This is a genomic window from Sporosarcina jiandibaonis (assembly GCF_013184495.1).
GTDB lineage: Bacteria > Bacillota > Bacilli > Bacillales_A > Planococcaceae > Sporosarcina > Sporosarcina jiandibaonis.
The window spans coordinates 582,285-596,880 of the sequence record NZ_JAAOIY010000001.1 but is presented as its reverse complement, the minus strand read 5'-3'; the positions used below and the strand labels follow the sequence as shown (position 1 = coordinate 596,880).

16 protein-coding genes are annotated in these 14,596 nt (G+C 39.8%); all 16 read left to right on the top strand.

Annotated elements, in window-relative coordinates; all coding sequences use genetic code 11:
* Positions 1-44 precede the first annotated feature (44 nt).
* The 16 genes from G8782_RS02995 (at position 45) to folE (ending at position 14,546) form a co-directional block, all read left to right on the top strand.
* Complete coding sequence (locus tag G8782_RS02995) at positions 45-728, top strand: LysM peptidoglycan-binding domain-containing protein (RefSeq protein ID WP_172369419.1); 684 nt, start codon at positions 45-47, stop codon at positions 726-728.
* 113 nt (positions 729-841) lie between these two features.
* Positions 842-1,600 carry a metallophosphoesterase family protein gene (locus G8782_RS02990; RefSeq protein ID WP_172369418.1) on the top strand — a complete coding sequence of 253 codons (759 nt, stop codon included), beginning with the start codon at positions 842-844 and terminating at the stop codon, positions 1,598-1,600.
* Positions 1,601-1,632: 32 nt separating this feature from the next.
* Complete coding sequence (locus tag G8782_RS02985; RefSeq protein ID WP_343034998.1) at positions 1,633-2,628, top strand: YpdA family putative bacillithiol disulfide reductase; 996 nt, start codon at positions 1,633-1,635, stop codon at positions 2,626-2,628.
* 35 nt (positions 2,629-2,663) lie between these two features.
* Positions 2,664-3,341, top strand: coding sequence for a glutamic-type intramembrane protease PrsW (gene prsW / locus G8782_RS02980; protein ID WP_172369416.1), 678 nt, complete (start codon positions 2,664-2,666; stop codon positions 3,339-3,341).
* A 95-nt stretch (positions 3,342-3,436) separates the two neighbouring features.
* On the top strand, positions 3,437-4,222 hold the full coding sequence (sleB, locus tag G8782_RS02975) for a spore cortex-lytic enzyme (RefSeq protein ID WP_172369415.1): 786 nt from the start codon (positions 3,437-3,439) through the stop codon (positions 4,220-4,222).
* Between the two features lie 48 nt (positions 4,223-4,270).
* The gene (locus G8782_RS02970; RefSeq protein ID WP_172369414.1) at positions 4,271-5,578 is read left to right on the top strand and encodes a PepSY1/2 domain-containing protein; all 1,308 of its coding nucleotides are present in this window, start codon (positions 4,271-4,273) and stop codon (positions 5,576-5,578) included.
* Between the two features lie 116 nt (positions 5,579-5,694).
* Positions 5,695-6,372: a (d)CMP kinase gene (cmk, locus tag G8782_RS02965; protein WP_172369413.1), complete on the top strand. Its 678-nt coding sequence runs from the start codon at positions 5,695-5,697 to the stop codon at positions 6,370-6,372.
* Positions 6,369-6,950: a lysophospholipid acyltransferase family protein gene (locus G8782_RS02960; RefSeq protein WP_172369412.1), complete on the top strand. Its 582-nt coding sequence runs from the start codon at positions 6,369-6,371 to the stop codon at positions 6,948-6,950. Before cmk ends, G8782_RS02960 begins: the two co-directional genes overlap by 4 nt.
* Positions 6,951-7,031: 81 nt before the next feature.
* Positions 7,032-8,174: a 30S ribosomal protein S1 gene (rpsA, locus tag G8782_RS02955; protein ID WP_172369411.1), complete on the top strand. Its 1,143-nt coding sequence runs from the start codon at positions 7,032-7,034 to the stop codon at positions 8,172-8,174.
* 135 nt (positions 8,175-8,309) lie between these two features.
* The gene (gene der / locus G8782_RS02950; RefSeq protein WP_172370190.1) at positions 8,310-9,620 is read left to right on the top strand and encodes a ribosome biogenesis GTPase Der; all 1,311 of its coding nucleotides are present in this window, start codon (positions 8,310-8,312) and stop codon (positions 9,618-9,620) included.
* A 30-nt stretch (positions 9,621-9,650) separates the two neighbouring features.
* Entirely contained in the window at positions 9,651-10,673 is a 1,023-nt protein-coding gene (locus G8782_RS02945; RefSeq protein ID WP_172369410.1) for an NAD(P)H-dependent glycerol-3-phosphate dehydrogenase, read from the top strand.
* A 93-nt stretch (positions 10,674-10,766) separates the two neighbouring features.
* Positions 10,767-10,970, top strand: coding sequence for a DUF2768 domain-containing protein (locus tag G8782_RS02940; protein ID WP_172369409.1), 204 nt, complete (start codon positions 10,767-10,769; stop codon positions 10,968-10,970).
* Complete coding sequence (locus tag G8782_RS02935; RefSeq protein WP_172369408.1) at positions 10,970-11,692, top strand: hypothetical protein; 723 nt, start codon at positions 10,970-10,972, stop codon at positions 11,690-11,692. Before G8782_RS02940 ends, G8782_RS02935 begins: the two co-directional genes overlap by 1 nt.
* 173 nt (positions 11,693-11,865) lie before the next feature.
* Positions 11,866-13,344, top strand: coding sequence for a stage IV sporulation protein A (spoIVA, locus tag G8782_RS02930; protein WP_172369407.1), 1,479 nt, complete (start codon positions 11,866-11,868; stop codon positions 13,342-13,344).
* Positions 13,345-13,525: 181 nt separating this feature from the next.
* Complete coding sequence (locus tag G8782_RS02925) at positions 13,526-13,798, top strand: HU family DNA-binding protein (protein WP_172369406.1); 273 nt, start codon at positions 13,526-13,528, stop codon at positions 13,796-13,798.
* Between the two features lie 178 nt (positions 13,799-13,976).
* Entirely contained in the window at positions 13,977-14,546 is a 570-nt protein-coding gene (gene folE / locus G8782_RS02920) for a GTP cyclohydrolase I FolE (RefSeq protein WP_172369405.1), read from the top strand.
* Positions 14,547-14,596: the final 50 nt, after the last annotated feature.

The following is a 14,596-nucleotide window of genomic DNA, read 5'->3' as shown; positions in this document are numbered from 1 at the left end:
CCATAATATAAAGAGAGTTTGATTGTGATAGGAGAATTATAAAAATGAAAAAAGATGACTATAGATCGGAATTCGAAGAGCATAGGCAAAAAATTAAACTAGATGAAGAACCAACTGTTATTAAATCTCGCGCCGAATTATATAAGAAGAAACGTAATAGCAACAAGAAACCAAAGCATATGATGATTAATGTTATTTTCGGAATGTTTATCATTATTATCGTATTTGTCGTTATTAATTGGTATATAGATACGGATAAAACCACAACCGCTGCTCAAGATTCTCGGGTTAAGTATGAGACGAGAACGAATAAGACAAATGAAATAAAGCCAGAAGATAATAATATTGTAAACGATGAAAAAGATGATGAGAAAATAACCGAGGCACCACCAAAAGAAGAACCTAAAAAGACGGAAAGAAATAGGCAAGAAGATAGTTCTTCCAAGTCTGTCGATAAATCAAATAATGCAGAAAAAAACGAAGAAAAAGCGGAAGCAAAAGATAACATACAAGAAGAGAAAAAAACAGTTGCAAAAGTAGAAGAAAAAGCAGAAGAAAAACCCGTAGAAAAACCAGCGATGAAAACACATACGGTTATGGCGGGTGAAACGATCTACAGCATTTCAGTCGTCCACTATCAATCCGGTAATGGTGTAGAAAAGATTAAGCAGGCAAACGGACTGACATCCAATGAAATTTATGTCGGCCAAGTGCTTACGATTCCATAACTCATGCAAATCTTATCAATGTTTAGATTAAAGAAGCAAAGGCAAAGAGTACTCACTTTGTCTTTTTTTATCTGAATTAAATGGAAAGGCGGCGGGTTATTACGTATAAAATAGTGCTGAAAACATTAATGATTTTAATTCCTTCGATGCTATTGCGTATGCTGACAAATGCATTTAGAAGGAATGTAGTTCACCATTTAGTAACGATCAAAACCCCAAATAATAAGAAAACGAAACTTAAGGTGTTTTTCATTTCAGACATTCATCGAAGAAAAATAAACCGTAAATTAATCGGAAAAATTGACCGGGATATTGACCTCATTATTATTGGCGGAGATTTGGCAGAAAAAGGGGTGCCGTTGTCACGTATTGCTTCAAACATTCGAAGTCTTTCAAAGCTAGGACAGGTATACTATGTATGGGGAAATAACGATCGTGAAGCCGGGGAACAAGAAATACGTAATATTATGAGAAGGTATCGCGTAATCATGTTAGAAAATAACAACATTCCTATACCCGGCCATGAATCTTGGGGGATTTGCGGAACGGACGATCCAACGAGCGAAAATGTCGACATTGAAAAAACCTTGAGAAATATTAATGACTATGAACATATACTACTAATATGTCATCAGCCAAGAGTATTACGGGAAATTGAAAATAGAATACCTTCAAACATTGCAACCGTCATGCTGGCGGGCCATACGCACGGCGGACAAATTAGAATTGGCAAGTATGGATTGTTGGAAAAAGGAAGTTTTCAAACAAATTCCAAGCGAACTAAACTAGTTAGTAATGGCTATGGTACGACTACAGTGCCAATGCGGCTCGGAGCGCCATCTGAATGTCATGTACTAACAATAATCTATTAGGAAAAAAGTTTAAGCGTTGGTAAAATAAAGGAATTTGCCGATGCGGATTTGATAGGAGCGGTAAAATGCAACACGAAGATGTGATTGTTATTGGCGGGGGGCCTTGCGGGTTATCCGCCGCAATTGAATTGCAGGAAAGAGGATTAAAAGTCCTAGTTATAGAAAAAGGTAATATCGTTAATTCGATTTATAATTATCCGACACACCAGACATTTTTTAGTTCAAGTATTAAATTATCGATTGGCGATATTCCATTTATAACAGCGAAAGACAAGCCGAAGAGAAATGATGCGCTCGTTTACTACCGCGAAGTCGTAAAGATGAAAAACATCAAAGTTAATAGTTTCGAACTAGTGAAACAAGTCAAGAAAACATCGGGCGGCTTTCATATAGAAACTGATAAGCGAAAATACCTAGCGAAAAACGTCGTAGTCGCGACAGGTTATTATGACAATCCGAACATGATGGGCGTCGAAGGTGAAAACCTGCCGAATGTTTTCCACTATTTTAAAGAAGGACATCCTTATTTTCAGAGAAACGTTGTAGTTATTGGCGGAAAAAACTCTGCAGTAGATGCAGCGCTTGAGTTGGAACGAGCAGGTGCAAATGTGACAGTCGTTTATCGCGGATCTGATTATTCGCCTAGCGTTAAGCCATGGATTTTACCTGGATTCGAGAGTTTGGTGAAATCCGGGGAGATAAAGATGCACTTCGAGTCAAAAGTAGTGAATATTACCGAGACATCCGTCACGATCGAACATAAAGATAAAACGACTCAAATTCAAAATGATTATGTTTTTGCGATGACTGGTTATCATCCGAATCATGAATTCTTAACGGACATGGGCATTCAAATCGACAGAGAAAGCGGTTGTCCACTATATAATGAAGAAACAATGGAATCGAATATAAAAGGATTGTATATTGCAGGCGTTATAGCGGCAGGTAATAACGCAAATGAAATCTTTATAGAAAATGGCAGGTTTCACGGCGTTCAAATCGCTAATGCTATTAAAAAAGCTACATAAAACGACGTTACAATAAGTGGGAAGGGGTGCCGTTCATGTTTATATTGTTTACCGTGGCAATTGCGCCTGGATTGGCACTATTTAGCTATTTTTATTTGCGAAAAGAAATTGCGAAAGAACCTTCCCGTACATTATTGCAAACATTTTTATACGGTGCTATTATGACATTCCCTATTTTATTCGCACAGCATGTATTTGAAGAAGAACAAATTTTTTCAAATGAATTTGTGAGTAATGTTCTTTTTTCGAGTGGGATAGAAGAGTTTTTTAAGTGGCTCATATTATTTCTCACGATTTACCATCATGTGGAATTTGAAGATGCGTACGATGGGATATTATACGGAGCAAGTATTTCTCTGGGTTTTGCAACAGTTGAAAATATACTCTACTTATTAACATACGGAACTGATATTGCATTTTTAAGAGCATTATTACCAGTTTCAAGCCATGCATTGTTCGGTGTCGTTCTTGGTTATTATTTAGGAAGGGCAAAATTCGCCGATGAAGCGAAAAAGAAAAGTATTTTATTTGTCGCTTTCTTAGCCCCTTTCTTTCTTCATTTCGTTTATAATAGTATTTTTCTAATTCAGGAAATGTTTTTATATTTAATTATTCCATTTATGTTATTTTTATGGTGGTTTGGTTTGACAAGAGTGAAATATGCACACACCTTTGCAATGCAACAATTCAAACGAAAAGCAGAAATGAAATAAAAAGATACAGACAAAAGATCCGGCGTTGCCGGATCTTTTTTTATTTTAATAAAATCATGAAAATTGGACATGCTTATTAAAAAGGAGGAATGGATATGAAAAAGATAATCAGTCATACCCTGATCGCCATGCTTCTCCTCGGTTGTGCTTATGTAATGTCCCCGCTTCCAACAGGGGCTTTTAGTTCTCAACAGATACAACGAGGCGCATTTGGCGATGATGTTATCGAGCTCCAGGCAAGACTCCAATACATTGGCTTCTATAATGGGACAATTGATGGACAGTTTGGCTACGGAACATATTGGGCTTTACGAAATTTTCAAGAGAAATATGGTCTTCCGGTAGACGGGATAGCAGGTAACACAACGAAAAAGAAACTTGTAGATGTCTCGGATTACAATGAGCAATTTGTAAAAAATAATATAAACAAAGGAAATAAATTTACCCATTACGGCGGCACCCCTCTTGAAAATCAAGTATCAAAGGGAACCGGTAAGAAAAAAGAAGTTCAATTACCCGCGAAATATTCAGATCAGGACCTGAAATTGATGGCTAATGCCGTCTATGGTGAAGCGAGAGGGGAACCGTATGAAGGACAGGTTGCGGTTGCCGCAGTCATCTTGAATCGAGTTGAGCACCCAGACTTTCCTGACACGGTTGGCGGAGTGATTTTTCAGCCTGGCGCATTTACTGCCGTAGATGATGGTCAAATCTGGTTAACACCAAATGAAAGAGCAAAAGAAGCAGTTCTCGATGCGTTAAACGGCTGGGACCCTTCTGAAAATGCAATTTATTATTTCAATCCGATAACAGCTACAAGCAAGTGGATTTGGTCACGTCCGCAAATTAAAAAAATTGGTTTACACGTTTTTTGTATTTGATCATTTACTTAATGAAAGGAGGATTAAAAGGTTGCCGGAGTCATAAATATGAATTCCGGCCCCGCTTTTATGAAAAAAATAATATTCGTACTGGTTTACTCGATTGCGGCTCTTTCGATTTTTACTTATGGAAAAACAACTGAAAATAAGCAGTTAAGTTATTTACTAAGTGGTCAATATACGGACAAGATGACAGAGGCGACAAAAAAGCTGGAGGAGCTCGATACCGCAGTAAAAAAGACTTTGCTTTTTAAAGAAGAAGAAGGTTCTGCTAGAGCGCGTGAAGATATTTGGCGCTTGTCGTCTGAAATTAAAAATTCAGTCGGTTCTTTACCTCTCGATCGCGGTTTTTCCAACTCATGGATGAACTATCTAGGAAGGTTAGGTAATTTTGCAAAAGAATCCGAGCGAACTGGTAATACTGAAGAGTATCATAAAATAATGACAGAAGCATCTAAAAACTTGCGAAATATGGCTGATGAGTGGGAAGTTGCGACATCAGGATTGATTGACGGTAGTATGACCATTAAAGGATGGAAAAATCAGTTAGAATCGGTTGATTCTGCTCATGACTGGGCAGGAATGACAGAAACAGTGAAAAAAAATACGGAAAGCGATTTTCCGTTGACTGCAAGTGAAGCAGATTCCCAGAAGAAGAAGGATTTAGAAAAATTAACGGATAAAAACATTTCTAGCGATGAAGCAATTGAACGCTTTAAAATATTATTTCCCGAAGTTTCCACCGGTTCAATTGTAGTAGAAACAAGTAAGCCGGGCTCTCCGTATCCCTTTTACCATATCCGTTTCGCAAAAGATCAGTCGATTGGATATATAGATATAACAGAAAAAGGCGGGCATGTGCTTTCATTCTTGGCAGAAAGACCATTCACCGAATCTAGTCTCGATTTCTCTGTTATACAAAAAAGGGCAGAAGATTTCTTATCCAATTCAGGATTTGGAGATACAGTATATGAGGAAGCCAGAGAGAATAATACAGCTTGGCATTTCGTGTATGTACGCGTCGAACCGGAGTATAATGCGAAAGTTTTTTCTGACGTTATCCATTTGAAAATTGCAAAAGATACCGGTAATATTCTTGGTATGAATGCCATGGAATACATTCAAAAAGAAGAAACAAAAAAACAACCAATTAAAAGGATAAATTGGAAAGAGTTTTTCCACTCGAATGTGGAAGTCATAAATGAGGAGCTTGCATACGTTGAAAATGATCGTCTTGAACAAAGACTATCGCATTATTTAACAGTAAAGATGGAAAACGAAGGAATAACTGAAACATATAAAGTTGTTGTTGATACAGAAACTGGTGAAATTATTGAAACCGAAAAACAACAGTAAGTAGTATTGTTTTCAAGAATAATAAGTCTATAAACGGGAGAAAAGTCATCTTGATAGAGACTTTTCTCTTTTATTTATGATACAATATTGTCGGATTGACCTAAGGAGGTAATTAGATGGCCGGAATACAGATTGCAATTGATGGACCTGCCGCGGCTGGTAAAAGTACAATTGCAAAAATTGTAGCTGAAAAGTTAGGCTATACATATATAGATACAGGCGCAATGTACCGAGCTCTTACGCATAAAGCTCTCGGACAGGGCATACATATTAATGACGGAAAAAAACTTGAGGAACTACTACGAGAAACAACTATCGAACTTATTCCAGGAGATGAAGGCCAGACTGTATTGTTAGATGGCGCAGACGTTTCCGAAGAAATTAGAACATTAGAAGTGACAAATTCTGTTTCCGCAGTGGCTGCACATAGCGGCGTACGTAAATTGATGGTTGAGAAACAACGGATCTTAGGTAGCAAGTCTGGTGTAGTGATGGACGGTCGTGATATAGGGACCGACGTATTACCGGATGCTGAGTTGAAAATCTTTATGACAGCCTCAGTGGAAGAACGCGCCGAGCGCCGTCATACAGAAAATAGTAAACGCGGGATCGAATCATCATTAGAACAGCTAAAAATGGAAATTAGCGAACGTGACCGTTTAGATACTGAGCGTGTGACGTCTCCACTTAGACAAGCTGAAAATGCGATTTTAATTGACACAACCTCGATGTCGATTGTTGAAGTAGCTGAAATGATTAGTCAACTTGCAAAAGAGAGGTTGAACAATTCATGAATTTATATCCTTTGGGCAAAGCCCTAGTAAGTTCAGTTCTTTACCCTTTATATCGAGTAAAAGTAATTGGCAAAGAAAACTTCCCCGAAAAAGGCGGCGTTTTACTTTGTACTAACCATATTGATAACTTAGATCCGCCTGTCGTTGGCATGACATGTCCACGTCCTGTTCACTTTATGGCTAAACAGGAACTTTTCGATGCTCCGATCTTGAAAAGCGTTCTCCCGAGAGTTAACGCATTTCCGGTTAAGCGCGGGATGAGCGACAGACAGGCTCTTCGAAATGCTCTATCGATTTTAAAGTCGGGCAATGTCGTGGGGCTATTTCCAGAAGGTACAAGAAGTAGAGATGGAAAACTTCAAAAGGGACTTGCTGGTGCCGGTTTCTTCGCCTTAAAAGGAGAAGCTTATGTGGTACCTTGCGCGATCATCGGTCCATATAAACCATTCAAAAGACTAAAAGTTGTTTACGGTAAACCGATAGACATGACGGAATACCGAGCTGCCCGAACATCGGCAGAAGATGTGACTGCGGTTATTATGGATGAAATTGGCAAGTTGATAGAAGCGAATAAATGAAAGTGACAAGTGCAATTTTTTGTTTTTATGTACAAGTTCGCATATTATAGAAATAAGAGTTTTTATAGAGGAGGACTACATATGTCTGAAGAAATGAATTTGGAAACTCAAAAAGAATATAACGAAGGCGATCGTGTTACGGGAACAATTACCAAAATCGAGGAAAAGTCTGTAACGGTAGAAATTGCGGGAGCGCCATTCGACGGTGTTATCCCTATCAGTGAAATTTCAAGTCTTCATATTGAAAAGGCCTCAGATGTTGTATCAGTAGGCGATGAACTTGAATTGATGATCATGAAAGTTGAAGAAGGCAATTATGTACTGTCGAAAAGGAAAGTTGATGCGGCAGATGCTTGGGATTCCCTCGAAGAAAAGTACAACAACAAAGAAACCATTGAAACTGAAGTGAAAGATGTGGTGAAGGGCGGGCTCGTCGTAGACCTGGGCGTGCGCGGTTTCATCCCTGCTTCACTGGTAGAAGACTATTTCGTTGAATCCTTCGAAGAGTATAAAGGCCGTCAGATGAAGTTTAAGATTGTCGAGATGGATAAAGAAAAAAATCGTTTGATTCTATCTCACCGAGCGGTTATCCAAGAAGAAAAAGCAGCCAAGAAAGGCGAAGTGCTCGATAGCCTTGAAGAAGGTCAAGTACTGGACGGAGTCGTTCAGCGCATAGCGTCATTTGGAGCCTTTGTAGACTTAGGCGGCGTTGATGGGCTTGTTCACATTTCACAACTATCTCATGAACACGTCGAAAAAGTTTCCGATGTTTTAAAAGAAGGCGAAACGGTAAAGGTGAAAGTTTTATCAATAGATCGTGACTCCGAGCGTATTTCTTTATCGATTAAGGAAACGTTGCCGGGACCTTGGGAAGGAATCGAGGAAAAAGCTCCAAAAGGTTCAGTACTTGAAGGTACTGTCAAACGCCTGGTATCTTATGGTGCCTTTGTAGAGTTGTTTCCAGGGGTTGAGGGTCTTGTCCATATTTCACGCATTTCGCATGACCATATCGGAACGCCTGATGAAGTATTAAAAGAAGGTCAGAAAATTGAAGTGAAAGTGCTTGATGTGAATCCTAATGAAGAACGTCTATCACTCAGCATAAAAGATTTGATTGAAAAAGAAGATTTTACTTCATATGGCGATTATGAAATGAGCGAAGAATCACAAGGATTCTCCATTAGTGACGTAATTGGCGACCAACTGAAGAAATTCTCAGAATAACTCATCAAGGATTGTTTGGAAATTCGCTAAAGATTTTCGAACACCTTTTGTACGGGTGGTGATGCTCTTACGGGCATCATCATCTTTTTTTGTGTATAATATGCAGAAGATAATCTGGAAGGATGTTTTATGATTATGACGAAACCAACCGTAGCAATCGTCGGTAGACCTAACGTTGGAAAATCGACAATTTTTAATCGTATTGTCGGTGAACGTATATCAATCGTCGAAGATATTGCTGGTGTAACACGTGACCGTATTTATAGTTCGGCTGATTGGTTGTCCCATGAATTTCACCTAATTGACACAGGGGGAATCCAAATTGGCGATGAGCCATTTCTCGAACAAATCAGGCTGCAAGCAGAAATTGCGATTGAAGAAGCCGATGTCATTATTTTTCTGACAAACGGACGAGAAGGGGTAACCGACGCGGACGAGCATGTTGCCAAAATACTATATAAAACTAAAAAGCCAATTGTTTTGGCGGTGAATAAAATTGATAATCCTGAAATGCGCGAAATGATTTATGATTTCTATTCATTAGGATTTGGTGATCCATATCCGATTTCGGGTTCGCACGGATTGGGACTCGGGGATTTACTGGATCAGGTAGCAGCGAATTTTCCGGATGATGATCAAGAAGAAATTGAAGAGGATGTTATTCGATTTTCATTGATCGGAAGGCCGAACGTCGGAAAATCATCATTAGTGAATACGCTACTTGGCGAAGAAAGGGTTATCGTCAGCGATGTAGCGGGAACGACTAGAGATGCGATTGATACACCTTATGTATACGAGGGCCAGAAGTATAAAATAATTGACACGGCGGGTATGCGGAAAAAAGGAAAAGTATATGAAACAACGGAGAAATACAGTGCTCTGCGCGCGTTAAAGGCGATTGACCGGTCCGATGTAGTCTTAATCGTTTTAAACGGGGAAGAGGGTATACGAGAGCAGGACAAGCGTATTGCGGGCTATGCTGAAGAAGCAGGTAAAGGCGTAATGTTTGTTGTAAACAAATGGGATGCAGTTAAAAAAGACGATAAAACAATGAACAAATTTACTGATGAAATACGAGATAATTTCATGTTCCTTGATTATGCGCCGATCGCATTTGTTTCGGCGAAGACGAAACAACGTGTCATGTCATTATTCGACAGTATTCGATTAATAAGTGAAAATCATGCACAACGCATACAGTCAAGCGTTTTAAATGAAGTAATTGAAGATGCGATCGCACGAAATCCGGCTCCTACAGATAAAGGGAAACGACTTCGTATATATTACGTCACACAAGTTGCTGTTAAGCCGCCGACATTTGTGGTATTTGTTAATAATCCTGAATTGATGCATTTTTCTTATGAACGATTCTTGCAGAATCGCCTTCGTGAATCGTTCGGTTTTGAAGGTACGCCAATTCGGTTAATTACTCGTGCGAGAACATAATATTCGATTAAACAAAAAAGGATTGATTTTATGAGAAAAGTATCTGTTATCGGTGCAGGAAGCTGGGGGACAGCAATTGCGTTTGTCTTAGCGGAAAACGGTCATGACTGCTTGTTATGGGCAAGACGGGAAGAGCAATCGACTGAAATAAACGATAAAAATCATAACAGTGCCTATTTGCCGAAAGTCACACTACCGAAAAGTTTGCACGCGACGTCAAATCTCGAAGAAGCGGTAGCACATGGAGAGATACTAATTGTTGCTGTGCCAACAAACGCAATCAGACCTGTTTGCGCCGAGATAAATTCGATCATCACTGAACCTAAATTATTTGTGCACGTTTCAAAAGGGATTGAACCGCATTCTTTGAAGCGAATTTCAGAACTTATCGGTGAAGAAGTTGCTGTTGAAAACCGAAAAGGGATTGTCGTCCTTTCTGGACCAAGTCATGCTGAAGAGGTTGTGCATCGCCATCCGACAACTGTTACAGCCGCATCTACGGACATAAACGCAGCCGAAGAAATTCAAGACATTTTCATGAACGCTTATTTCCGTGTTTATACGAATGATGATATTGTCGGCGTTGAACTCGGTGCGGCGCTTAAAAACGTTATCGCGTTAGCCGCGGGAATTACTGATGGTCTTGGTTATGGAGATAATGCCAAGGCTGCGCTTATTACCCGCGGACTCGCAGAAATATCGAGACTTGGCGTAAAGATGGGTGCGCATCCTCTGACGTTCTCTGGCTTGACCGGTTTAGGCGATTTGATCGTCACGTGTACGAGCGTCCATTCCCGAAATTGGAAAGCAGGCAATATGCTTGGCCAGGGAAAGAAGCTTGAAGATGTTATTTCGGGCATGGGAATGATTATTGAAGGCGTTAGAACGACAAAGGCGGCACATCAGCTCGCTTCGAAGTACGACGTGTCTATGCCGCTTACAGAGGCTTTGTACTCGGTGCTATTCGAGGATGTGCCTCCTAAAGAAGCGGTAGATCAATTAATGAATCGGATGAAAAAACAGGAAGTCGAAGATCTTTTCGGCCAACGTTAAAAAACATCAATCAGCAGAGGGCTAAAACCTCTGTTGATTAAACGCGAATACGCGGAGGCGCGATTGATAAATTTTGTGAGAGGTGGATTTTCTATGTCCGCATTGGATAAAATGTGGCTATCTTTTTATGCCATGGGTTTTATGGCCATATCTATGGGTCTCATTTATACTAGTAGATACAAATTAAAGAATCGAATTATTAAATTTGTTTTTGCATTGACTGCATATACCCTTCTGATTATTTCTTTTATAGCAATGATTTATCTTGTCTTTAATGGCCCTACAGGAGGAGCATAATGAAATTATTACATCGAAAACGGACCATTGTACTACTTTTATCTTTGGTGCTTTTATTAACGGGATGCATGTACCCGAAAGATGAGGGCGAAAGTGGAAATATACCGTATTCCGAGCACGTAGAAAGTGTTCAAAAAGCGGTTGATGCTTACCGAGATAGCCAGGGCGGCATGTTGCCTATTAAAACAACAGAATTAGATACGGATATCTACATAAAATATCCTATTGAATTTTCAAAACTCGTACCGGCCTATACCGAGAAAATACCTTCTTCCGCTTATGAAAAGGGAGGAATTTTCCAATACGTGCTTATGGATGTAGAGGAAAATCCGACTGTAAAACTCGTAGATCTTCGTGTGGCAGAGAGAATTAGAGAATTGAATTTACGGAAGAATATCAACAATGGTTATATACCGCACAAAGCTGAAGCAATCGGAAATAATATATATGAAATCGATTATGAAGCCATGGGTTTTGAAAATCAGATTACGGTCAAGAGCCCTTATTCGGATAATTTTCTTCCGTTAGTTGCAGGTGGAGACGGTAATTTTTACGTAGACTATTCCATCGATCTTCAAAGAATACTCAATGAAAAACAAGTGGATGTTAAGCCTGGCGATGATATTCGGAAATTGTTAGAAGATATATCACCAGTTTTACCAGCATATTCTCTTCCGTATACAGTGAATGAAAATAACGAACCAGTCATTATGGATTGGTAATGAACAAAAGCGGAAGGCTGGCGCCTGGAGCTAGATGTGAAAACTCTATGTTAGAAGATATCCACAGTCAATAAATTTATAATTTCTTAAGCAAATATAAAACGTTTCGTGCTATCGGCATGAAACGTTTTTCTAATACATAAACTAATATGCGCAGAAAAGGAGGACGATGGATGAAAGAAAGTTTATATGAAAATTTGGCTAGACGAACTGATGGTGATATTTACATCGGTGTCGTCGGTCCTGTTCGTGTAGGGAAGTCAACGTTCGTTAAAAGAGTCATGGAAGAGGTAGTAATTCCTAATATGACTGATCAGGCGGACAAAATACGAGCACAAGACGAACTTCCGCAAAGCTCGCCAGGACCAGTTATAATGACAGCAGAACCGAAATTTGTACCAGCTCAAGGAACTTCGGTCTCTGTAGGCGATGGGGAACTGCAATTTCATATTCGACTCGCGGATTGTGTTGGCTACGTCATTGACGGTGTAAAAGGCTATGAAGACGAGGATGGACCCAAATATGTTCATACGCCGTGGCATAACGAACCAGTGCCGTTTGAAGAAGCTGCCCGGATTGGAACGGATAAGGTGATCAGGGACCATTCGACAATAGGAATTCTCGTCACGACAGACGGAACAGTTAATAATATTCCCCGAGCCGCTGCGGAAGTAGCTGAAGTGGAAATTGTCGGCAAGTTAAGAGATATTGGCAAGCCGTTTGTCATTGTATTGAACTCCAAAATGCCGGCACACGAAAAAACTATCGCGCTAAGACAAGAACTAACTGAAAGATATGGCGTGCCGGTCATTGCAATTAGTGCAGATCAATTAAACGCAAGCGAAATTCAGTTGATCTTAAAAGAGGCGTTATACGAGTTTCCGATCTCGGAAATCGAGTTGCAAAAACCAGATTGGATGGACGTTCTTGGTAATGAACACCCGCTGAACGCATCGATTGATAAAGTGATAAGCGAAGGCTTTCTTGAGGCTTCAAAGATACGAAAAGTGCAGGAACTAGCTGCAAAGTTAATAGATGAACAATATGTCAAGAATGCCGAAGTTGTTGAAGTCGATGCCGGACACGGAAAAGCGGCAATTAAAATTGAAATGGATGAAAAGGCGTTTCGGGAAATCTGCGAGGATTTTATGGGTCAAGAAATCGGGACGAAAAAAGAGTGGTTGCTTTTCATTCGCGATGCGTCAAAAGCGAAGAAATCATATAATATGTATGCAGAAGCAATTGAAACCGCTAAAAGAGATGGGTACGGAGTCGCATTGCCTGTCATTGAAGATTTTAATCCCTCGCCTCCAGAACTCATTAAACAAAATGATTTCTTCGGCGTGCGGATGAAAGCAAAAGCACCTTCAATTCATATGATTCGAGTGGATATGGAAGCCGAGTTTTCTCCGTTGATCGGATCTGAATTCCATAGTCACCACCTGCTCAAAGATTTAAAAGATGCCTACTTGCACGACCGTGAAGCGCTTTGGGAAACACAACTTTTTGGCACGCCTCTTCATGAAGTTATGAAAGAGAGCATTCGTTTTAAAACAGCAACTGTTCCTGCAAATGCCAGAAAACGGCTTCGAGAAACGATTGAACAAATGGTGAATAACGGTGAAAAAGGAATGATTACCTTTATTGTATAGCATATTGGTAATTGCATGTTCGGCCGAGAAAGACTCGTAAAATACGGGTCTTTTTCTTCATTTTACGAAAAAAGTGCATTATATTGGGAAAACCGTGTAGATATTGTTGCATGGCGCTTTTTCTTATGATACTCTTTCTACAGTATTGTAATCGACATCTCTTTGAGAGGAGGTGAATAGTGTGAACAAATCTGAATTAATTAACTCTGTAGCTGAGTCTGCGGGACTTTCGAAAAAGGATGCAACAAAAGCTGTTGAGGCTGTTTTCGAAACAATCCAAACTACTCTAAGTGAAGGTGACCGTGTCCAAGTAATCGGTTTCGGTACATTCGAAGTTCGTGAGCGTGCTGCTCGTAAAGGACGTAACCCTCAAACAGGGAAAGAAATCGATATTGCTGCAAGTAAAGTTCCTGCTTTCAAAGCGGGTAAGGCGCTTAAAGACGCAGTTAAATAATCGCTATTCTTACATAGGAGTCTACTCGTTGAATCTGTTCGTTGGATTCGCGGGTAGGCTTCTTTCTTTTTAGATTTTTCTTGATTATTAGAATGAGTCCCTGAACTGTACGGAAATGAACGAATGTGCTACTATTTTTGAGTAAATGTCTTTAATTTGATTTAGGGGGATTTGTAAGATGCATGAGGTTGATTTAAATAAAATAGAACGAGCGGTTTCAATGATACTTGAAGCGGTTGGAGAAGATCCGGAACGCGAGGGGCTTCTCGATACACCCCAGAGAGTAGCTAGAATGTACGCTGAAATGTTCGAAGGGTTGCATAAAGATCCAAGAGAGTACTTTAATACTGTTTTTAATGAAAATCACGATGAAGTCGTATTAGTGAAAGATATAGGTTTCCATTCTATGTGCGAACATCATCTAGTGCCTTTTTATGGCCATGCTCATATTGCATATATTCCAAGGAAAGGTGTCGTCGCGGGCTTGAGCAAATTGGCGAGAGCCGTCGAAACAACTGCAAGAAGACCGCAGCTTCAAGAACGCATAACCTCGACGATTGCTGAGACATTGGTGGAAATGTTGGACCCTGTTGGAGTTTTTGTCGTTATCGAAGCCGAACATATGTGCATGACGATGCGGGGAATTCGTAAACCGGGTGCGAAGACTTTGACCACAGTTGCTCGTGGCATTTATGAAGATGATGCTGTTAAACGATCAGAAATATTATCACTCATCAAAATGTCCTAACCCTTTTGCCCGCATGTCGTTATCTGTGATATGATTAGAGAAATGAATAA